Annotated in this window: 19 protein-coding genes; 18 read left to right on the top strand and 1 reads right to left on the bottom strand. The window is 68.8% G+C overall.

The features are described from left to right. The first annotated feature begins 239 nt into the window (after window positions 1–239). The 7 genes from ACTIL2_RS08940 to ACTIL2_RS08910 are packed head-to-tail and all read left to right on the top strand — an operon-like array spanning window position 240 to window position 6762. Window positions 240–1190: a tetratricopeptide repeat protein gene (locus ACTIL2_RS08940; RefSeq protein WP_442337110.1), complete on the top strand. Its 951-nt coding sequence runs from the start codon at window positions 240–242 to the stop codon at window positions 1188–1190. Window positions 1191–1201: 11 nt separating this feature from the next. Further along, window positions 1202–2200: an HAD-IIA family hydrolase gene (locus ACTIL2_RS08935; protein ID WP_442337109.1), complete on the top strand. Its 999-nt coding sequence runs from the start codon at window positions 1202–1204 to the stop codon at window positions 2198–2200. After that, window positions 2197–2370, top strand: a complete 174-nt coding sequence (locus ACTIL2_RS08930) for a hypothetical protein (protein WP_442337108.1) — start codon at window positions 2197–2199, stop codon at window positions 2368–2370. Before ACTIL2_RS08935 ends, ACTIL2_RS08930 begins: the two co-directional genes overlap by 4 nt. Then, entirely contained in the window at window positions 2371–3210 is an 840-nt protein-coding gene (locus tag ACTIL2_RS08925) for a TlyA family RNA methyltransferase (RefSeq protein ID WP_442337107.1), read from the top strand. Further along, window positions 3207–4130, top strand: coding sequence for an NAD kinase (locus ACTIL2_RS08920; protein WP_442337106.1), 924 nt, complete (start codon window positions 3207–3209; stop codon window positions 4128–4130). The genes ACTIL2_RS08925 and ACTIL2_RS08920 overlap by 4 nt, the downstream gene beginning before the upstream one ends. A 5-nt stretch (window positions 4131–4135) precedes the next feature. Further along, window positions 4136–5869, top strand: coding sequence for a DNA repair protein RecN (recN, locus tag ACTIL2_RS08915; RefSeq protein WP_442337105.1), 1734 nt, complete (start codon window positions 4136–4138; stop codon window positions 5867–5869). Then, on the top strand, window positions 5869–6762 hold the full coding sequence (locus ACTIL2_RS08910) for a LysR family transcriptional regulator (RefSeq protein WP_442337104.1): 894 nt from the start codon (window positions 5869–5871) through the stop codon (window positions 6760–6762). Before recN ends, ACTIL2_RS08910 begins: the two co-directional genes overlap by 1 nt. Window positions 6763–6765: 3 nt before the next feature. Here ACTIL2_RS08910 and ACTIL2_RS08905 read toward each other — a convergent pair whose 3' ends face one another. Further along, on the bottom strand, window positions 6766–8676 hold the full coding sequence (locus ACTIL2_RS08905; RefSeq protein WP_442337103.1) for a calcineurin-like phosphoesterase C-terminal domain-containing protein: 1911 nt from the start codon (window positions 8674–8676) through the stop codon (window positions 6766–6768). A gap of 183 nt (window positions 8677–8859) precedes the next feature. Between ACTIL2_RS08905 and steA the strand changes: the two genes are divergently transcribed. The 11 genes from steA to ACTIL2_RS08850 all read left to right on the top strand — a co-directional run bounded on the left by steA (window position 8860) and on the right by ACTIL2_RS08850 (window position 20845). After that, window positions 8860–10038 (top strand): putative cytokinetic ring protein SteA, encoded by a 1179-nt coding sequence (gene steA / locus ACTIL2_RS08900; RefSeq protein WP_442337102.1) that lies wholly within the window; start codon window positions 8860–8862, stop codon window positions 10036–10038. Then, window positions 10038–10952: a copper transporter gene (locus ACTIL2_RS08895; protein WP_442337101.1), complete on the top strand. Its 915-nt coding sequence runs from the start codon at window positions 10038–10040 to the stop codon at window positions 10950–10952. Before steA ends, ACTIL2_RS08895 begins: the two co-directional genes overlap by 1 nt. 60 nt (window positions 10953–11012) lie before the next feature. Beyond that, window positions 11013–12674: a CTP synthase gene (locus ACTIL2_RS08890; protein WP_442337100.1), complete on the top strand. Its 1662-nt coding sequence runs from the start codon at window positions 11013–11015 to the stop codon at window positions 12672–12674. Window position 12675: 1 nt separating this feature from the next. Then, window positions 12676–13314, top strand: a complete 639-nt coding sequence (locus ACTIL2_RS08885; RefSeq protein ID WP_442337099.1) for an NUDIX domain-containing protein — start codon at window positions 12676–12678, stop codon at window positions 13312–13314. Continuing rightward, a complete protein-coding gene (locus ACTIL2_RS08880) occupies window positions 13304–14257 on the top strand; it encodes a site-specific tyrosine recombinase XerD (RefSeq protein ID WP_442337098.1) in 954 nt (317 codons plus the stop codon). Before ACTIL2_RS08885 ends, ACTIL2_RS08880 begins: the two co-directional genes overlap by 11 nt. Before the next feature lie 54 nt (window positions 14258–14311). Then, window positions 14312–15187 carry a ParA family protein gene (locus tag ACTIL2_RS08875; RefSeq protein ID WP_442337097.1) on the top strand — a complete coding sequence of 292 codons (876 nt, stop codon included), beginning with the start codon at window positions 14312–14314 and terminating at the stop codon, window positions 15185–15187. A gap of 70 nt (window positions 15188–15257) precedes the next feature. After that, window positions 15258–16025, top strand: coding sequence for a segregation and condensation protein A (locus ACTIL2_RS08870; protein ID WP_442337112.1), 768 nt, complete (start codon window positions 15258–15260; stop codon window positions 16023–16025). Window positions 16026–16031: 6 nt separating this feature from the next. Then, complete coding sequence (scpB, locus tag ACTIL2_RS08865) at window positions 16032–16583, top strand: SMC-Scp complex subunit ScpB (protein ID WP_442337096.1); 552 nt, start codon at window positions 16032–16034, stop codon at window positions 16581–16583. 322 nt (window positions 16584–16905) lie between these two features. After that, window positions 16906–17820: a pseudouridine synthase gene (locus ACTIL2_RS08860; protein ID WP_442337095.1), complete on the top strand. Its 915-nt coding sequence runs from the start codon at window positions 16906–16908 to the stop codon at window positions 17818–17820. Between the two features lie 38 nt (window positions 17821–17858). After that, window positions 17859–20162: a bifunctional cytidylate kinase/GTPase Der gene (gene der, locus ACTIL2_RS08855; RefSeq protein WP_442337094.1), complete on the top strand. Its 2304-nt coding sequence runs from the start codon at window positions 17859–17861 to the stop codon at window positions 20160–20162. 119 nt (window positions 20163–20281) lie between these two features. Then, on the top strand, window positions 20282–20845 hold the full coding sequence (locus tag ACTIL2_RS08850; RefSeq protein ID WP_442337093.1) for a DUF4395 domain-containing protein: 564 nt from the start codon (window positions 20282–20284) through the stop codon (window positions 20843–20845). Window positions 20846–20862 lie beyond the last annotated feature (17 nt).

The following is a 20862-nucleotide window of genomic DNA, read 5'->3' as shown; positions in this document are numbered from 1 at the left end:
TGCGCCGATGGTACTGCACCTGGGAGGGTGTGGGAGAGTAGGACGCCGCCGACATCTAACTTCTGGTGTGTGGTTGGGATGGTCGCCCTTTTTGTGGGGCGGTTGTTCCGGCCACACACCTTTTTTTATGCCCGCCCCCGCCGGGCACAGCAAGCGGGGTTCAGACGCCGGCGGTTGGCCGGTGGACCGACCTCGCCTAGAATCGGTCGGGATAATACTTGCGAGAATAGAGGATCCACATGAGCGAGTCTTCCGGCGACAACGGATCGCGCGGGAATAACCGGGGCGGTAACCGCCCCTCCCACGGCGGTCGCAGCGGCCAGGGAGGCTACAACCGTGGCGGACCCCGCCGTGACGACCGACGGGGTGGTCAGGGCGGTAAAGGCGGCCAGGGCGGTCGCGACCAGCGCGGCGGTGGACATGCGAACCGTGGCGGGAAGCAGCAGGGCGACGACCGTCGGCGCGACCGGCAGAACGGCCCGCAGCGCTCCGGCTACCGCGAGGAGCGCATCAGCCTGCGCAACCAGGAACCGGAGATCCCCTCGGACGTCAGCCCGAAGGAGCTCGACCCGGGCATCCGCCAGGAACTCCGCAGCCTGTCCAAGGACAACGCCGACAAGGTCGCCGGCCACCTGGTGATGACTGCCGCCCTCATGGACAAGGACGCCACCAGGGCACTGGCCCACGCCCGCGCCGCGAAGGACCGTGGAGGCCGCGTCCCGATCACCCGCGAGACCCTCGGCATCGCCGCCTACCACGCCGGTGAATGGAAGGAAGCGCTCAACGAGCTGCGTGCCGCCCGCCGTATGGCCGGCGGCCCCGGACTCCTCGCCGTCATGGCGGACTGCGAGCGTGGACTCGGCAAGCCGGAGAAGGCCATCGAACTCGGCCGAAGCCAGGAGTCGGAGGAACTCGACCCCGAGAGCCGCGCCGAACTCGCCATCGTCGTCGCCGGTGCCCACCACGACCTCTCCCAGAACGACCAGGCGCTCGCCGTGCTGGAGGCGGAGACGGAGTCGACCGACCTCCCCGAGGTCACGGCCCTGCGTGTCACCTACGCCCACGCCGACGCACTCCTCGCCGTCGGCGACACCGACCAGGCACGGCAGTGGTTCCGCCGGGCACAGGACATGGACACGGAGAAGGTCCTCGACGCCGAGGACCGACTGCGCGAACTCGACGGGAAGTAGGGCGGCCGGTTATGACAGGACTGCGGCTGCTCGATGACTACGATGTCCTCCTCGCCGACCTCGACGGCACGGTCTTCAAGGGCGGCGACGCCATCGACGGTTCCCACGAGGCCCTCGACGGGCGCTCAGCGGTGTTCATCACCAACAACGCCTCCCGTTCGCCGTCCCAGGTCGCCGAGCACCTGACCTCCCTGGGTTTCCGTGCCGCCACCGACGACGTCCTCACGTCGGCCCAGGCCGCCTGTGTCCTGGCCAACGAGGTCCTCTCCGACCGGGGTGTCCCCGAGGACGGCCGCCTCGCCTACGTCGTCGGGGCCGACTCCTTCCGTAGCCTCGCCGGGGACGCGGGTTTCACTGTGGTGGACAGTGCCGACGGCGATGCCGGGACCCCGCATGTCGTGCTGCACGGCCACAGTCCGCAGAACAACTGGCACCACCTCTCCGAGGCAGCGTTGTCGATCAACGCGGGGGCCGTGTACGTCGCATCGAACCTGGACACCACACTCCCCTCGGAGCGGGGATTCCTCGTCGGCAACGGGTCACTCGTTGCCGCCGTGGTCAGCGCGACCGGGGTCGAGCCGCACAGCGCGGGGAAGCCGCTGCCCGCCATGTTCCGCGTCGCCGTGGAGCAGTCCGGGGCTGCGCACCCCCTCGCCGTCGGTGACCGTCTGGACACCGACATCGCCGGTGGCATCGCTGCCGGCCTGGACACCCTGTGCGTCCTGACCGGCGTGGCGACCCACCGTCAGCTGCTGACCACCGACCACCGTCCGACCTTCATCGCCGCCAACCTCCGCGATCACCTGGAGGGTTGGTCGGTGCAGTCCTCCGGCGACACCGTGGTCGTGCATTCCGGCGAGACGGGCGACCCGGAGGTCATGGCGGCTGAGGCTCTCGCCGTCGCTGCCCCGGTAGTGTGGGACGCCATCGACTCGGGGGAGCCCGTACCCGGGGTCGTCGCCGCCGAGGGCGATGCAGCGGCACTCCAGGCACTGGAGGCATGGCGGTGACCCAGCAACCGAACGCCCCGAAACCGGGGGACACCAGTGCCGTCTTCGACCCCGACGCCCTGGTCTCCGAGATCGACCGTCTGCTCGCCTCAGATGCCGGGGGCAATGAGGAGGCCGCCCTGCTCGAGCAGGCGCACCAGATGATCAATGACGCCCTGGAGGGCCGCTAGATGGCGAAATCCGGCAGGGGACGGCGGCTGCAGCGCCTTGATGCGGAACTGGTGAAGCGCAGGGACGCCAGGTCCAGGGAACACGCCCGTGAGATGATCCTCGCCGGGCGCGTCAGCGTCAACGGCATGGCCGCAACGAAGCCGGCCACGGGCGTCGACGGGGACGTCTCCATCCGTGTGACGGAGAGCGACGACGACCGCTGGGCGTCCCGTGGGGCCCACAAGCTCCTCGGCGCGCTGGCCGCCTTCGAGCCGCTCGGCCTGACCCTCGGGGGACGACGGGTCCTCGACGCAGGCGCGTCCACCGGCGGGTTCACCGATGTCTGCCTCGACCGTGGGGCGAGTGAGATCCTTGCCGTCGACGTCGGCTACGGCCAACTCATCTGGCGGCTGCAGAACAACGACCGGGTGACCGTGATGGACCGCACGAACGTCCGCACCCTGACCCCGGAGTCGCTCGGCGGACAGGCCGACGCCATGGTCGGTGACCTGTCCTTCATCTCCATCGAACTGGTGCTGCCCGCACTGGCCGCCTGCATCGCCGACGGCGGTGACCTGCTGCCCATGGTGAAGCCGCAGTTCGAGGTCGGCAGGGACCGGCTCGGCCACGGCGGCGTGGTGCGTGACCCCGCACTGCGGGCCGCGGCGACGCTGGATGTGGCGCAGGCCGCACGCCGTCACGGGCTCTCGGTGAAGGCCGTCACCGCGTCACCATTGCCCGGTCCCAGCGGAAACGTGGAATACTTTCTGTGGTTGGTCAAGGATGGAGGCGCCAGTGCCCCCGACGACAGTAACCTTGCAGCGATGATCGACCAGGCAGTGAAGGAGGGTCCGCAGTGACCGAAGGTGAAACCCGGGTACGCGAGGTACTGCTCGTCGCACACACCGGCGCGTCCGACAAACTCTCCATGGCCGCCGCCGCCGCGGAACGGCTCTCCGACGGTGGGTTGACCGTGCGCGTCATGTCCACCGGCGACCCCGCCCCCGTCGCACGCCACGAGATCCTCGGCAGGTTCCCCCGCTACGGTCACACCACCGAAGCCGCCAAGGGCGTGGACCTGGTCCTCGTCCTGGGTGGGGACGGCACCTTCCTGCGTGCCGCCGACATCGCCCACGCCCAGGACGTCCCCGTTCTCGGCGTGAACATGGGGCACATCGGCTTCCTCGCCGAATGGGAGCAGGACTCACTCGAGGAGGCGCTCGACCGCGTCATCGCCGGCGACTACCGCATCGAGAACCGGATGACCCTGTCGGTCACCGCCCGCGACATCGACGGCCGCGTGCTGGGCACCGGTTGGGCGCTCAACGAGTGCTCGGTGGAGAACCTCAACCGCCAGGGTGTGCTCGACACGATCCTGGAGGTCGACCAGCGTCCGGTGAGTTCCTTCGGCTGCGACGGCGTCCTGGTGTCGACCCCGACGGGATCGACGGCCTACGCCTTTTCCGCGGGCGGCCCGATCCTCTGGCCGGAACTGGCGTCGATCCTGGTCGTCCCGTCCAACGCCCACACCCTGTTCGCCCGCCCCCTGGTCGTCAGCCCCGACTCCACCGTCGCCGTGGAGACGAACCCGCAGACCTCCCCGGCGACGGCGGTGATGGACGGCTTCCGCCAGATCCACATGCCGCCGGGAGCCCGGGTGGAGATCCGCCGTGGCCCCCAGGACGTCCGCTGGGTACGGCTGGACACCGAACCGTTCACCGACCGTCTCGTGCAGAAGTTCCGTCTCCCGGTCACCGGGTGGCGCGGACCCCGAAGGTGAGGCGGATGCTCACTGAACTGCAGATCCGGAACCTGGGTGTCATCGAGGAGGCGACCGCGGAGTTCTCCGACGGTTTCACCGTGGTCACCGGCGAGACCGGCGCAGGCAAGACGATGGTGGTCACCGGTCTGAAGCTGCTGTCCGGCGCGAGGGCCGACGCCCAGCGTGTCCGGGCGGGCACCGACCGCGCCTCGGTCGACGGGATCCTGCACACCGGTGGCGACGACAGGACCGCCGCCCGGCTGGACGCCATCATCGAGGACATCGGCGGCTACACCGACGACGGCGAGGTTGTGGTCTCCCGGTCGGTCAACGCCTCGGGACGCTCCCGGGCACACCTGGCCGGACGCACAGTCGCCGCCGGGGTGCTCGGCGACTTCACCAACCAGCTGCTGACGATCCACGGACAGTCCGACCAACTCCAGCTGCTCGACCCGACCCGGCAGCTGCGCAACCTCGACCGCTTCGCCGGTCTGGACGACGACCGCCGCGCCTACCGCCGTCTGCGCCGGGAATGGGCCACCCTGGCACGCGACCTCCGAGACCGCACCGAGAAGCGCCGCGAGCTCGCCCTGGAGACCGAGACCCTCCGCCGTTCCCTGGACGAGATCGACGCCCTCGATCCGCAGCCGGGGGAGGAGGACGAACTCAAGGCCACCATCACCCGTCTGCAGGACGCCGATGAACTGCGGGAGGCGGCCCTGACGGCCCTCGGCGCGATCGACGGCGGTGACCCGGACGACGGCGCGGGCGGCGTCACCGGCTCGGCGGCGGTCGACTCACTGGCCGCCGCGTCCGCCGTCCTGTCCGGGCGGGCGGGCTCCGAGCCCCGCTTCGGCGAACTGGCAGGACGGATCGACGCCGTCCTCACCGACCTCGGCGACATCTCCACCGAGATTGGTGGGGCACTGTCGGACGTGCCGGACCCGGAGAGCCTCGACGGACTGCTGCACCGCCAACAGGAACTGCGCGACCTGCGCAAGTACGCGGCGGGGATCGACGGGCCGGACGGCGTGCTCGCCTGGCGGGACCGGGCGCGGCAACGACTCGCGGACATCGACGTCTCCGGCGACGCCCTCGACGAACTCCAGGGGAAGGTCGACTCCGCCGGGACGGCGATGCTGGACGCTGCCCGGTCCCTGTCGTCGGTACGGGCCACGGCGGCCGAGCGCTTCGCCGACGCGGTGAGTGCCGAGATCACCGGGCTGCAGATGACCGCGTCCTTCCGGGTGGAGGTGGCCACGGCAGCGGCGGAGGTCGCCAACTGCGGCCCGGACGGCATCGACGAGGTCGAGTTCCTGCTGGTGCAGGGCGGGAAACCGACGTCGTTGGCGGCAACGGCCTCCGGAGGTGAGCTGTCCCGGGTGATGCTCGCACTGGAGGTCATCCTCGCCGGACGCGACCGGACCATGGTCTTCGACGAGGTCGATTCCGGCGTCGGTGGACGGGCGGCGGTGGAGATCGGGCGCCGTCTGGCCCGCCTCGCCGTCGACAACCAGGTCATCGTGGTCACGCACCTTCCCCAGGTCGCCGCCTTCGCCGACGCCCATGTGCACGTCGCGAAGTCGGCCTCCGATGATTCCGTGCACTCCAGCGTCCGCACACTGGAGCCCGGGGAACGGGTCGAGGAACTCTCCCGCATGCTCGCGGGGCTGGAGTCCGACACCGGGCGTGCCCACGCCGAGGAACTGCTCGCCACCGCCCGGGACGCCAAGGCGGAATTCACGGCGGGGCTGTAATGCTGCTGACCCAGCTGCACTACTTCGAGGCACTGGCCCGGGAACAGCATTTCGGCCGGGCCGCGGCGTCCTGCTACGTGACGACGTCGACCCTGTCGGAGGCGATCCGCAAGCTGGAGGGGGAACTGAAGGTACCGCTGGTCAACCGTGGGCGGTCGACCTTCCGCGGACTGACCCCGGAGGGTGAGCTCGTGCTGGAGTACGCGCGGCGCATCGTCGGCGACCACCGCAGGCTCCTCGAGGACCTCTCCGCGGGGCGGGGGAGTCTGGAGACCACGGTGAGGTTCGGGGTGATCCCGTCGGGGGTGTACCGCGGGGCGGCGGTCCTCTCGGAACTGCGGGAGGCGCACCCCGCTGTCTCGGTCGACCTGGTGGCCGGCCTGCGCAGTGAGGAGATCATTGACCGGCTGCATGCCGCTGAACTGGATGCGGGGGTGATCCACCCGGCGTCCGGTGAGGGTGGCGGCCTGCACCTGACTGAACTGGGGACGGTGGACTTCGTGGTTCTCGCCGCCCCGGAACTGCTGGACCACCTGGACGGCGCCACCTCGGTCTCCGGCGAGCAGCTCGTCGACCTGCCCCTGGCGGTGCTGTCGCCGGGGATGCGGGCGCGTGCGGAGTTCGACCGGGCGATGGCCTCGGCGGACCTGGCCGCCGAGGTGGTTCCGGCCGCTGACGCCGACTCCGTCGAGGCGTTGATCGCTTTGGCCTCGACCCGCCGGTGGGCGGTGGTGGTGCCGGCGAACGCACCGGGTGTGGTGGCCTCCGAACTGCAGGTCCTCGACCTGGTTGAACCGGCGGTCAAGGTGCCGGTGGTGCTGGCCAGGCTGGAGACCCGGCCGACCTCCGCCCTGGCCACCGCCCTGGACGAGGCGGCCGCGGCCACGCGGTGAGGGCTACCCGGCGACGGTGAAGGTCACGTCCTGCGTGGTGGTCTTCCCGTAACGGTCGGTGCCGGTGACCTGTGCGGTGTGCTTGCCGGGCTCCAGGTCCGCAGGCAGGGCCGTCTGCCACAGGTGTGGGCTGGACTGCGCGACGTTTCCGGTGGAGGACAGGTTGTGGGTCGCCGAGACGGTCTCGGTGAACTCCCATCCCTCATTGAGCGCCTCACCCTGCGCGGGCTGGGTGTGCTCGGCCTCGAGATCCTGGCCGTCGATGCTGACCGAGACGTCCGCGTCGGTGGAACCGCCGTAGAAGCTGCTGTTCAGGTACGATTCCCCACTGCGAACGTCCTCCTGAGTCACGACCAGCGGGTCGATCTCGCCGGTGCCCTCCGGCGCGGGTCCGATCTTGTCGCTGTCCTGCCACGCCTGGGCCTCGGCGGCCCAGTTGCGCCAGGCCGGGGAGTTGACGCCCGTGAGGAACTGGTGGTCCTGGGACTCGTTGCGCACAGTGTAGTACTCGCTGCGTCCCTCACCGCCGAACTCGAAGGTGAGGATGCCCGGCTCCGCGGCGTCCGAGGTGTAGGCGTAGGGGACACCGTTGTCGTTGAGCTCGCCTGAGTACCAGTCACCGGAGACCGCGCCGGCGACGATCTGGTCGTGGGTGAGCTCGGTGACCGGACTCTCCGCCCACTGTGCCCACTCGGCGCGCTGCTCGCCGGCGACCAGGTGCTCGAGGGTGTGGGTGTGCCCGCCCACCGTCACGGCGTTGGGGTAGTCCGCGAGGATGGAGTAGAGGTCGTTGGCATTGTCGGTGATGACCTCCTTGTAGTTGACGATCGGGGCGTGGGCGGCAATCACGATCTGCTGGTTGTTGTCGACGGTGGCCAGGTCATTCTTCAGCCACTCCAGCTGGTTGTCGTCGATCTTCTCCAGGTAACCGCCGTTGCCGGAGCCGTCGTCACCGTTGTAGATGATGTTGTCGAGCGCCACGAAGTGGGTCTCGCCGACGTCGTAGGAGTAGTACGGGGCGCCGAAGTCGCGGCGGTAGGTGTCGGTGGCGTTGACGTCGTCGGCGACATCGAAGTCCATGTCGTGGTTGCCGGGGAGTGCACGGACCGGGCCGTTGGCGTTTGTGTACAGCTCCTTGAGGTTCGGGTTCAGCGACAGGTCGTCGCCGACGTTGTCTCCGAGCAGCATGATTCCGCAGCCCGCGTAGTCGTTGCGTCCCTCCAGGTCGGCCGGGGCCCCCGTGGACGCGTAGCCGACCTCCTCCAGGTCGTAGGTCTGGGTGTCCGATGCGATCGGACAGGACTGGGCGGATGCGGCGGTGGCGTCGGAGGCCGCCAGCGGGAAGTTCACCGCGGTCGGGACGCCACCGGTGGGCTCGAGTCCGCCGAACTGCAGTGCGGGGGAGCCTTCGGGGTAGTGCTCGTAGCTGAACTGGGCGAAATTGTGCTCGTCGACCGGGACCTGCCAGCCGGCAGGCTGGGTGACCGACACACTCATGTTGTCGCGGACCGGGAGCTCGTAGCGGCCGTCCGGGCCGGTGGTGGCGACGTCGATGCCATTGGTGACCTGGACGTCGGGGATGCCGGATTCACCACCGTTGAGGACGGAGTCCTTGTTGGCGTCGTCGAAGACCTGGCCGGAGAAGATCTCCTGGTTCTCGGACTCACCGTCGACGACCTGGACGGAGCCCTCGTAGAGGCCCTCGTTCTCGGTCGGGGCGCCCGGGACGGAGGATCCGGGCAGTGATGAACCGGGCAGTGATGAACCGGGCAGTGACGACTCCGGGGCGGACCCCGGGAGATCGGCGGAGCCGGGCAGGTCGGGAAGGTCCTGGGCGTGGGCCGGGGCGACCGACAGGATCACGGCGGCCGCGAGGGCGGCGCCGGCAGGCGTGCGGAATTTCCGCAGGGACATGGGGTTCTCCTACTTGAACGTGAGGGATGCGGGTGGCCCCCGTTGGGGCCGTGGAGAACGCTATGGTGCGCCGGTGGACGCGCGGTGAACTGAGGGGGAATGCGCGGACAACGTGTGGACACGCGGACATGTCGCTGATTTCGTCGGCGCGCCTACCCCGGCAATCCCGCCCCACCGGTCACAATGGTCCCCATGATCTTCTCCCGTACCGACACCCCCGGCATCCACGGCCACACCCGGGACTGCACCGGGAACAAGGGCACCGGACGCCTCACCGAGGGCGACATCGCCGTCGTCAACGAACCCGACCTCAGCCGCGCCCTGGCGCAGAAGCTCATCGACGCCCGTGTCGGCGCCGTGGTCAACACCGCCGCGTTCTCGACCGGCAACGTCCCGAACTTCGGTCCGCAGATGCTGCTCGACGCCGGCATCACACTGATCGAGGACGCCGACGACAGCATTGTCGAGCGCCTGCGCAACGGCAAGAAGGGGCGCCTCCACGAGGGCAAGATCCTCTACGGCGACCGGTCCATCGGCAAGGGGGAACCCCTCGACGAGGAGACCGCCACCACCCGCTTCGCCGACGCCCGGGAGGCGCTGGCGGACCACATGGAGGCCTTCACCGGCAACACCGCGGAGTTCGTCCGCTCGGAGGCGCCGCTGCTGATCGACGGCCTCGGCATCCCCGACACCGGCGTCGACATGGACGACCGCAAGGTCCTCGTCGTCAGCCCGGATCCCTCGATCGAGGACAAGATCAAGGCCCTGCGCTACTTCATCCGCGAGTACGACCCGGTGGTCATCGCCGTCGATGGTGCGGCGGACACCCTCCTGAAGCACGGTTACAAGCCGCGGGTCATCGTGGGCGACCCGGAGGTCATCAGCACCGACGCGCTGAACTCCGGCGCCACGGTCATCCTGCCCGCCGAGCCGGACGGCCACGCCAACGGGCTGGAACGCATCCAGGACCTCGGCATCGGTGCGATGACCTTCCCCGCCGCCACCCAGGACGCCACCGACCTGGCCCTGCTGCTCGCCGACTACCACGGGGCGTCGATGGTGGTGAACCTCGGCCCCACGGTGGACCTGGAGCGCATCTTCGACACCGCCCAGTCCCCCGACACCCCCTCGGCGATGCTGTCCCGGCTGCGCGTCGGCGGCCGCCTCGTCGACTCCACCGCCGTGGCGGAGCTCTACCGGGTCTCCCGGTCCGGCGGCGGCTGGTGGTGGGCACTGATCGGTGTGCTCGTCGCGCTGGCGGTGATTGTCCTGATCGCGGGTCTGAGCGGCTCCGAGGGCTTCGTCGACAACCTCGTCGACAGCTGGAACAACATCGCCCTGCGTTTCCAGGACCTCTTCTGATGAGCGCGGGAAAGACCACCGGCATCGTCGCCGCCGGAATCGCCGCGGGCACCCTCCTGGGCTTCTACGTCCTGGCCCCGAACATCGAGGGCGGGCCCGAGACCGTGGACAGTGACACGCAGGCCGAACTCAACGACGCCACCGACCGTGCCGACGCGGCGACGGCCCAGGGTGAAGCCTCCGACGGGGTGCTGGCCGGCATGGCGGAGGACGCCGTCGGGGATGCCCTCGCCGACAGCAGCGTGCTGCTGGTGACCACCGCGGACGCCGACGAGGAGGCCGTCGGACAGGTCCGCGACCTCATCGGCGCCGCCGGGGGAGAGGACGCCGGGACGCTCCGGTTCGACGGGTCCTTCACCGCACCCGACGCCGGTGACGACATCAAGTCCATCGCCGCGGGGTCACTGCCCGCCGGGGCAGGGCTCTCCGAGGACCGGCTCGACCCCGGGTACCACGCCGGGGAGCTGCTGGGCCAGACCGTGGCCGATGACGGGGCCAGCGAGTCCGACCGCGCCGTCGTCCTCGGGGCCCTCGGCAACGCCGGTTACCTCGCTGACGGGGCCGACGGTGGGGACCTGTCGTCCGCCGACGCCGTGGTCCTGGTCACCGGCGGCGCCTCCGAGGGGGACGGGGACGGGAACTACTCCACCCGCTTCGTCGCCGACATGGCCTCCGCCCTGGACGCGACGACCGGTGGGGCCGTCCTCGCCGGGGAGTACGGTTCCGCGTCGAAGGACGGTGCGGTCGGCCTGGTGCGCGGGGACCGTGAAGCCAACGAGAACGTCAGCACCGTGGACAACGTCACCGACACGGCCGGACGGATCACGGTGGTCAGGGCACTCGCCGGACAGCTCGACGGGGACGCCGGAGCGTACGGGGCGGCGTCCAACGCGGCCTCCGCTGGGGTCGAATGACAACCCCTGTGTTAGGCTGAAGCCCCGTAGGTTTTATCCGTATCAACCACGGGAGTTGACGTGTCGCAGGGCCGCACCGAGCACCACACCAAGTTCATTTTCGTCACAGGCGGCGTTGTCTCGTCACTGGGCAAGGGCCTGACCGCCGCCAGTCTCGGTCAGCTGCTCGTTGCCAGGGGGTTGACGGTCACGATGCAGAAGCTGGATCCGTACCTCAACGTCGATCCGGGCACCATGAACCCCTTCGAGCACGGCGAGGTCTTCGTCACCGACGACGGCGCGGAGACCGACCTCGATCTGGGGCACTACGAGCGCTTCCTGGACCGCAGCCTCACACAGAACGCCAACGTCACCACCGGCAAGGTGTACTCCACGGTCATCGCCAAGGAGCGCCGTGGTGAGTTCCTCGGAAAGACCGTGCAGGTCATTCCGCACATCACCGACGAGATCAAGTCCCGGATCCTGGCACAGGCGGAGCCCGGCTCCGACGGTGTGAAGCCGGACGTGGTCATCTCCGAGATCGGCGGCACCGTCGGTGACATCGAGTCACAGCCGTTCCTGGAGGCCGCCCGCCAGGTCCGCCACGAGGTCGGCCGGGACAACATCTTCTTCATCCACGTCTCCCTGGTGCCCTACCTCGCCCCGTCCGGCGAGCTGAAGACCAAGCCGACCCAGCACTCGGTCGCCGAGCTGCGCAGCATCGGTATCATCCCGGACTCGATCGTCCTGCGCTGCGACCGTGAGGTCCCCGAGGGCCTGAAGCGCAAGATCGCACTGATGACCGACGTCGAGGAGGAGGGCGTGGTCTCCTGCGCCGATTCGTCCTCGATCTACAACATTCCCCGGGTCCTGTACCGCGAGCACCTGGATTCCTTCCTGATCCGCAAGCTCAACCTGCCGTTCCGCGATGTGGACTGGACGGTGTGGGGCGGACTGCTCGAGCGAGTCCATGAGCCCGTGGGCGAGGTCACCGTTGCCCTGGTCGGCAAGTACATCGACCTGCCGGACGCCTACCTCTCGGTCGCCGAGGCCATTCGGGCCGGCGCATTCGGCGAGAACATGAAGGCCACGATCCGCTGGGTCGCCGCCGATGAGTGCGAGACCCCCGAGGGGGCCTCCGAAGCACTGCGGGGCGTCGACGCCGTGGTCGTGCCCGGTGGGTTCGGCATCCGCGGCATCGAGGGCAAGATCGGTGCGATCACCTACTGCCGCGAGAACCTGGTCCCGATGCTGGGCCTGTGCCTGGGTCTGCAGTGCACCGTGATCGAGGCGGCGCGCCACGCCGGCATCACCGATGCCTCGTCCACCGAGTTCGACGAGAACACCCCGGCACCGGTCATTTCCACGATGGCGGAGCAGAAGGCCGCCGTCTCCGGCGAGGCTGACCTGGGTGGCACGATGCGCCTGGGCGCCTACCCGGCGGTGCTGGACGAGGGCAGCGTCGTGGCCACCGCCTACGGCGAGACCGAGGTCTCCGAGCGTCACCGCCACCGCTACGAGGTCAACAACGCCTACCGGGAGCAGATCACCGAGGGGTCCGGCCTGGTGTTCTCCGGCACGTCCCCGAACGGGGAACTGGTGGAGTTCGTGGAGTACCCGGCCGACATCCACCCCTACCTTGTCGCCACGCAGGCGCACCCGGAGTACAAGTCCCGCCCGACGCGTCCGCACCCGCTGTTCGCCGGTCTGGTGCACGCGGCCGTGGAGCGCAAGGGGCTCTAGGATGTACCGCACCCTCTCCAGCGAACTCCTGGTGGACGCGCCGGTGGTGGCCCTGCGCCGTGACCGGATCACCACCGCGACCGGGGAGGCGACACGCGAGGTCGTGGAGCATTTCAGCGCCGCGGCCGTGGTCGCGGTCCGCGACGGGCACGTCATGCTGGTCCGCCAGTACCGTCGGCCCGTGGGACGCTACCTGTGGGAGCTGCCCGCCGGGCTGCTCGACATGGCGGGGGAGGACGTCCTGTCCACCGCACGCCGCGAGCTTGCCGAGGAGGCCGGACTGGGCGCGGACTCCTGGCACCTGCTGGGTGACGTGTGCACCTCCCCGGGGATCAGTGAGGAGATGTGCCGCATCTTCCTGGCCGAGGAGGTGCACGACCTCGGCGAGGAGGAACTGTCGGGGTTGGAGGAGGCCTCCGGCGAGGAGGCGGACATGACACGGGTCTGGCTGCCGGTCGACGAAGCGGTGGACTGGGTCCGCCAGGGCAGGGTCGAGAACGCCATCGCGGTGGCGGGACTGCTGCACCTGCACGCCGGGACCAGGCGCGACGTCACCGACGGCTTCGCCTACCGTTCCGGGCTGGCGGAGCGCCGGGCCGGGGGTCTGGAACACGGTGCGGACATGAAGCATGTCCGCTGAACCGGCGGAGCCGGCCGACGCCGACGAACGCCGGGTCAGGGCCTGGCTGCGGCATCTGCGCACCGAACGCGGACGCAGCAGGAACACCATCGACAACTACACCCGCGACATCCACCGCTACCTGGAGTGGCTCGCCGGGGAATCCCTGGACATGACCACGGTCACCGCCACGGATATCGAGCGCTTCGTGGTGGAAATGCGCCAGGGGCATGCGGTCACCGGGGGGCTGCCCCTGGCGCAGTCCACGGTGGCACGTGTGCTCAGTTCCGTGCGGGGACTGCACCGATTCACCGCCGCCGAGAGTGGACTCCCGGACGTGGTGGCCGACGTCCCCCTGTCGCCGGGACGCCGCGACCTGCCGAAGGCGTTGACCATCGACCAGGTGACGGCACTGCTCGAGGCCTGCCCGGACGGTGGGGGAGCGGGCCCGCTGCAGTTGCGCGACCGGGCGCTGGTGGAACTCCTGTACTCCACCGGCGCGCGGATCAGTGAAGTCACCGAGCTTGACCTCGACGACATTGACCGGACTAATGCGATGGTCAGGGTGCGCGGCAAGGGGAGCAAGGAACGCGTCCTGCCCGTCGGCACCCCGGCGCTGCACTCGCTGGACGCCTACCTCAGCCGCGCACGCCCCTCGCTCGCCGAGCGCAGCAGGGGCGGACGGGACACCGCCGCCCTGTTCCTGACGAACCGCGGCGGTCGTCTGTCCAGGCAGAACGGCTACAGAATCATCTCCTCCGCCGCGGAGAGGGCGGGGCTCGGCGAGATCTCCCCGCACAGTCTGAGGCACAGTTTCGCCACGCACCTGCTCACCGGCGGCGCGGATGTGCGGGTGGTCCAGGAACTGCTCGGGCACTCGAGTGTGTCGACCACGCAGATCTACACGAAAGTCACCCCGGACCTTCTCCGGGAAAGCTGGGCGGAGTCACATCCCCGTGCGTGATAATCTGAAGCATGTGATTTGTTCGAGTCGTCCAGCGAAGGGAGCTTGACAGGGATGGCTGACACGGCTGGCAGCGCAGATGGCCTGTTCGACAAGCCCCGACTGGGGCTCACCGGGCGGCCCCTGCGTGAGATCCCGCACCCGGGCCCGCTGGACCGGCACGGTCCGGCGACCGTCATTGCGATGTGCAACCAGAAGGGCGGCGTCGGTAAGACGACGTCCACCATCAACATGGGGGCCGCCCTGGCGAGTTACGGGCGGCGCGTCCTGCTGGTGGACCTGGACCCCCAGGGGGCGCTCTCGGCCGGGCTGGGCATCGACCACGAGCAGCTTGACGTGACCGTCTACAACCTGCTGGTCGACAACTCGGCCACGATCCACGAGGCGCTGCACAGCAGTCCGGTGGAGGGCCTGGACGTGGTCCCGGCGAACATCGACCTGTCGGCCGCGGAGATCCAGCTGGTCAACGAGGTCGGCCGGGAGCAGGCCCTGGCGCGGGCCCTGCACCCGGTGATGAAGGACTACGACGTCATCCTCGTCGACTGCCAGCCGTCGCTGGGGCTGCTCACCGTCAACGCGTTGAGCTGCGCGGACAGTGTGATCATCCCGATGGAGTGCGAGTACTTCTCGTTGCGCGGTCTGGCGCTGCTCACCGACACGGTCGAGAAGGTCCGGGACCGGCTGAACTTCCGGCTGGAGGTCATGGGCATCCTGGTCACCATGTTCGACCGGCGCACCAACCACTCGCGCGAGGTGATGGACCGGGTGGTCGAGGTCTTCGGCGACAAGGTCTTTGACACGGTGATCACCAGGACGGTCCGCTTCCCGGAGACCTCCGTCGCCGGGGAGCCGATCACCTCCTGGGCGCCGAAATCCGATGGGGCGAAGCAGTACTTCGACCTGGCGGCCGAGGTCATCGAGAGGGCCTGAGACCGTGACCGCAGTGCTGGACCAGACCGCGACGCCGGAGGTGGAGCAGCCGGAAATCACGGGTTTCCGGGTGGCGCTGGCCAACTTCGACGGCCCCTTCGACCTGCTGCTGCAGTTGATCCATTCCCACAGGATGGACGTCACCGAGGTCGCGCTGGCCACGGTGACGGACGAGTTCATCGCCTACACCCGCACCCTGACCGGCAGTGTGGACGACCTGGACGAGGTCACCGAGTTCCTGGTGGTCGCCTCGACGCTGCTGGACCTGAAGGCGGCCCGGCTGGTGCCCCGTGGCGAGGTCGAGAACGAGGAGGACCTGGCGCTGCTGGAGTCCCGCGACCTGCTGTTCGCCCGGTTGCTGCAGTACCGGGCCTACAAGGCGGTGGCCGGGCAGTTCGCGGAGTGGCAGCGCGACGCGGACCGGCGCTACCCGGTGCAGTTGTCCCCGGAGGAGCAGTTCGTGGACCTGATGCCACCGGTCGAGCTGGGGATGACCCCGGACGACTTCGCCGAGCTCGCGGCGGCGGTGTTCCGTCCGAAGCCGACCGAGGTGTCCACGTCCCACCTGCACGTCCAGGAGGTGTCCGTCCCGGAGCAGGCCGGGCACATCCTGTCGACCCTGCGCGTCGCCGGGGCGGACACCTGGGTCAGTTTCAGCACCCTGGTCTCCGACTGCGAGGTGTCGATGAAGATCGTCGGACGCTTCCTCGCGCTGCTGGAGCTCTACAAGGCCCGCGCGGTGGGGATCGAGCAGCTGGAACCGCTGGAGGACATGACCGTGGCCTGGACCGGGCTGGACGTTGACCCGGCTGTTGTCGCCGCCAGTAACTGGGATTGAGGGAATATGAGCACAGAACCCGTCAGCCTGCTGCGCAGTCACCTGGAGTCGCTGCTGTTGGTCGCCGATGAGCCGACCAGTGCGGCGGATTTCGCGCGTGTGCTGGGACAGTCGGAACAGGACGTCCTCGCGGCGCTGGAGGAGACCGCCACGGAGTTCTCGGACCGGGGGATGGGTTTCGAGCTCCGGGAGCGGGACGGACTGTGGCGTCTCTACACACGCCGGGAGAATTCGGCGGTGGTGGAGGCGAAGATCCTGGACGGCTCACAGCAACGGCTCTCCCGGGCAGCGTTGGAGACCCTGGCGGTGGTGGCGTACCGGCAGCCGGTCACCCGGTCGCAGGTGGCGGGCATCCGCGGTGTGAACTGCGACGGGGTGATGCGCACGCTGAACCTGCGCGGGTTGATCGCCGAGGCCGGCGTCACCGGGGAGGTCGGCGGGGCGCACCTGTACGTCACCACCGACCTGTTCCTGGAGCAGTTGGGGCTGGAGTCGCTGGAGCAGCTGCCGAATCTGGCACCGCTGCTTCCTGACGTGGACAGTATCGACGTGGATTAGCCATCGCGCGTGAGTCCTCGCGTCCTCTGTCCCTGATCGCACCGCTTTGCGGACTTTCACTTCAGTTGGCACGCACAAAGCGGTGCGATGAGGCACCTGTGTCCGGTACCCACCGCTCAGTTGTGGCGGCAGGAGCCGTACTGGTGGACCGGCCCACGGAAATACCAGGTGAGCCCTACAATGACGGTGTTGTTGACCTGGATCATTGTGCCGCCGTCGCCTCCGAATGTCCCGGGGCGTTCCGACCGACTACACTTGTCCAACGGTACGTCTGCGATGACGTCGAACAACTTCAAACCCTCCACTGATTGATGAGGAACCTGTGAATACACCCGCTCGCCGAGACGGCACACCGGACCAGGCCGACAGCAACGCTGCTGACCCCGCTGGCCTGTACGTATCCAATGCGCGTCCGGCGCGACACCAGCATGTCGCCGACCGCAAACCACCGAAGAAGAAGGGCGGGTCCGGGAACTCCGGACAGGCCGGTGCGTCCGGCTCCGGGGAGAAGGTCCGCCTCCAGAAGGTCCTCGCCGCCGCCGGCGTCGCCTCCCGTCGGATGAGCGAGAAGCTCATCGACGCGGGACGTGTCGAGGTCAACGGGAAGACCGTCACTGCACAGGGCATGCGCGTCGATCCGGACAACGACGTGATCCGTGTCGACGGCACCCGCGTCATCGCCGATGACACGATGGTCACCTACGCGCTGAACAAGCCTCGCGGCATCCAGTCCACCATGAGTGACGACATGGGCCGCCCCTGCATCGGGGACCTCGTCGGTGAGCGTGTCGCCGCCGGTCAGCGACTCTTCCACGTCGGGCGTCTGGACGCGGCCACCGAGGGACTGCTGCTGCTCACCAATGACGGTGAGCTGGCCAACCGTCTGATGCACCCGCGCTACGAGATCTCGAAGACCTACCTCGCCACCGTCCTGGGGGAGGGGGACCGCGACCTGATCCGCGACCTCAAGGACGGCATCGACCTGGAGGACGGCATCGCCCGCGCCGACTACGTGCAGATCATCGATGCGTGGCAGGGAAAATCGCTGATCAAGCTGGAGATCCATGAGGGGCGCAAGCACATCGTGCGGCGCATGCTCAAGGAGGCCGGGTACCCGGTCCAGGCCCTGGTGCGCACCAAGGTCCACACCGTGCAGCTCGGTGAGCAGAAGCCCGGTACGCTGCGCGCCCTGAACCGCTCCGAACTGACCAGCCTCTACAACGCGGTCCAGCTCTGATGGCGGCCGAACACGACAACGAGAGAGAGAACCAGACCGTGACCGATCAGAACCGTGTTGGCACCATCGACAACGTTGCCGGTGGCGGGTTCATCGTCGCCGTTGACGGGCCGTCCGGCACCGGGAAGTCCACCGTCAGCCGTCGCCTGGCCGACGCGGCCGGGGCGAAGTACCTCGACACCGGGGCCATGTACCGGGTGGCCACTCTGCACGTCCTGCGCGCGGGTATCGACCCGGAGAACACCGAGGCCGTGATTGCGGCAACCTCCGACCTCCCGTTGCTGGTCAACGAGGACCCTGCATCATCCGAGGTGCTGCTCAACGGGGAGGACGTCTCCGGGGAGATCCGGGGCGTGGAGGTCACCCGCCACGTTTCCGCGGTGTCCGCGATCCCGGAGGTCAGGGAGAACCTGGTGGCGCTGCAGCGTTCCCTGGCGATGAGCGCGGGACGCTGCGTCGTCGAGGGCCGTGACATCGGAACCGTGGTTTTTCCCGACGCCGCCTGCAAGGTGTTCATGACCGCCAGTGCGGAGATCCGGGCCCGCCGCCGCTACGACCAGGACATCGCCTCCGGACGGGAGGCGGACTTCGACGCGGTCCTGGCCGACGTCGAACGCCGTGACGCCGCGGATTCCTCGCGCGAGGCGTCGCCGCTGCGTCCCGCGGATGACGCCACGGTCCTCGACACCGGGGAGATGTCCGTCGACGAGGTGCTCGATACCCTCGTCGGACTCGCCGTCGATTCCGCCGCGGCCCCGGCCCCGATCGGGGAGGAGCTGGTGTTCCGGACCGCCGAGGGCGAGCGGCTCGACGACACCGATGATTCGGCGATCGACTCCGAGGACGACTTCTTCGACGAGTACGACGAAAGCGACTTCAGTGACGATGCTGACGACGCCGACGACGCTGACAGTTACGCGGACGATGACTTCGACCTGCTCACCGCCGACACGGACGACACCGACTGGGACGCCGTCGAAGAGGCGTTCGGTGTGCTCGGTGACGACCAGGCCGAGGAGGAGGCACTGTGCACGGTCGCCATCGTCGGACGCCCCAACGTGGGGAAGTCCACACTGGTCAACCGGTTCATCGGGCGGCGTGAAGCCGTCGTCGAGGACTTTCCGGGAGTGACCCGCGACAGGATCTCCTACCTGGGTGACTGGGGCGGACGCAGGTTCTGGGTGCAGGACACGGGTGGCTGGGACCCCGACGCCAAGGGCATCCACGGCGCGATCGCCCGCCAGGCCGAAACCGCCATGGCCACCGCGGACGTCATCGTCTTCGTCGTGGACACCAAGGTCGGGATCACCTCCACCGACGAACTCATCGCGCGTCGTCTGCAGCGCTCCGAGATTCCGGTGGTGCTGGTGGCGAACAAGTTCGACTCCGACTCGCAGTACGGCGACATGGCCGAGTTCTGGTCGCTGGGACTGGACAACCCGTTCCCGGTGTCCGCCCAGCATGGCCGCGGCGCAGCAGACGTCATGGACAAGGTCCTCGAGGAGTTCCCCGAGCAGCCGCGTGAGAAGTCCATCGTGTCGGGACCACGCCGCGTGGCACTGGTGGGGCGTCCCAACGTGGGAAAGTCCTCCCTGCTGAACAAGATCGGTGGCGAGGAACGTTCCGTGGTCGACAACGTCGCGGGAACCACCGTTGACCCGGTCGATTCCGTGGTGGAACTGACCGAACGCACCTGGCGGTTCGTTGACACAGCGGGGATCCGGAAGAAGACCAAGACCGCCCGTGGCCACGAGTTCTACGCGTCACTGCGCACCCGCGCGGCGATCGACGCGTCCGAGGTGGTCATCTTCCTGGTCGACGCGTCCGAACCGATCGCCGAGCAGGACCAGCGTGTGCTGCGGATGATCCTGGACGCGGGCCGCTCCCTGGTCGTGGCCTACAACAAGTGGGACATGGTCGACGAGGACCGGCGCGACCTGCTCGAGCGCGAGATCGACCAGCAGCTCGCCCACGTGCCGTGGGCCCGCCGGGTGAACATCTCCGCGAAGACCGGACGTGCACTGCAGCGGCTGGAGCCGGCGATGATCGAGGCACTGGAGAGCTGGGACCAGCGCATCCCCACCGGTCAGCTGAACACCTGGTTGCGCGCGGTGATCGCCCAGACCCCGCCGCCGATGCGCGGCGGACGCCTTCCCCGGGTGCTGTTCGCCACCCAGGCGGCCACTAAGCCTCCGGTGATCGTCCTGTTCACCACGGGTTTTCTGGAGCACGGCTACCGCCGGTTCCTGGAGCGGCGGCTGCGTGAGTCCTTCGGATTCGAGGGCTCGCCGGTGCGCGTCGCGGTGCGCGTGCGCGAGAAGCGGGACCGTCGGAAGAAGTAGCCCGCGCAGATTCCCCTTACACCGGATGGGGTCTACCCCCGAACCGTGGTTTTCACGGTGATCGCGACCGTTCGGGGTTGCTGACGTCAGGGGTGCTGGGGGAGTAGTCTCCACGGATTATGAGTAGTGACTACCTGACTCCGTACCTGACCCCGCTCTCGGAGCGGGAGGCGCAGGCATCCCCTCCCCGGGGCGCCGCGACGCTGTGGTGGTTCCCGCCGGTCGTCAACGACCGTGCGGCCCGGACTACCGCGATGCTTGTGGTGGCGTTGTCGGTGCTCACGCTGGTGTTCTCATGGACCGGGTTCAAGGGGGTCGCGGTTGTCCTGAACGTCCTGCTGTTCGGCGGTTTCGTGCTGCGGGTGCTGGCCGGTCCGCGTTTCGACCCCTTCGGCCAGTTGTCCGTGCGGTGGCTGGCGGGCAGGGTCTTCGGCGACCCGGTGATGACCGCCGGCCCGCCGAAGCGTTTCGCCCAGGGGATCGGGGTGGCGTTCTCCGGGGTGTCCCTGGTGCTGCGCGCGAGCGGGCTGGGCGTGGCGGCGGACGTTGTCCTGGTCCTGCTGGTGGTTGCCGCGTCCCTGGAGGGGTTCGCCGGGATCTGCCTGGGCTGCCGGATCTTCAGCTGGCTGCAGCGGGTGGGGGTCGTGAGCCAGGACGTCCGCGCCGACTGTGTGGTGCGGTAGAGGTCACGACGTGAGGG

It is taken from the genome of Corynebacterium sp. (genome assembly GCF_052107835.1).
Classification (GTDB): domain Bacteria; phylum Actinomycetota; class Actinomycetes; order Mycobacteriales; family Mycobacteriaceae; genus Corynebacterium.
The sequence above is the reverse complement of the archived record's forward strand: the minus strand, read 5'-3'. Positions and strand labels throughout refer to the sequence as shown.

Coding starts and splice junctions, on each gene's coding strand:
- ACTIL2_RS08940 (WP_442337110.1), top strand. CDS start 240: ATGAGCGAGTCTTCCGGCGACAACGGATCGCGCGGGAATAACCGGGGC.
- ACTIL2_RS08935 (WP_442337109.1), top strand. CDS start 1,202: ATGACAGGACTGCGGCTGCTCGATGACTACGATGTCCTCCTCGCCGAC.
- ACTIL2_RS08925 (WP_442337107.1), top strand. CDS start 2,371: ATGGCGAAATCCGGCAGGGGACGGCGGCTGCAGCGCCTTGATGCGGAA.
- recN (WP_442337105.1), top strand. CDS start 4,136: ATGCTCACTGAACTGCAGATCCGGAACCTGGGTGTCATCGAGGAGGCG.
- ACTIL2_RS08910 (WP_442337104.1), top strand. CDS start 5,869: ATGCTGCTGACCCAGCTGCACTACTTCGAGGCACTGGCCCGGGAACAG.
- ACTIL2_RS08905 (WP_442337103.1), bottom strand. CDS start 8,676: ATGTCCCTGCGGAAATTCCGCACGCCTGCCGGCGCCGCCCTCGCGGCC.
- steA (WP_442337102.1), top strand. CDS start 8,860: ATGGTCCCCATGATCTTCTCCCGTACCGACACCCCCGGCATCCACGGC.
- ACTIL2_RS08895 (WP_442337101.1), top strand. CDS start 10,038: ATGAGCGCGGGAAAGACCACCGGCATCGTCGCCGCCGGAATCGCCGCG.
- ACTIL2_RS08885 (WP_442337099.1), top strand. CDS start 12,676: ATGTACCGCACCCTCTCCAGCGAACTCCTGGTGGACGCGCCGGTGGTG.
- ACTIL2_RS08880 (WP_442337098.1), top strand. CDS start 13,304: ATGTCCGCTGAACCGGCGGAGCCGGCCGACGCCGACGAACGCCGGGTC.
- ACTIL2_RS08875 (WP_442337097.1), top strand. CDS start 14,312: ATGGCTGACACGGCTGGCAGCGCAGATGGCCTGTTCGACAAGCCCCGA.
- scpB (WP_442337096.1), top strand. CDS start 16,032: ATGAGCACAGAACCCGTCAGCCTGCTGCGCAGTCACCTGGAGTCGCTG.
- ACTIL2_RS08850 (WP_442337093.1), top strand. CDS start 20,282: ATGAGTAGTGACTACCTGACTCCGTACCTGACCCCGCTCTCGGAGCGG.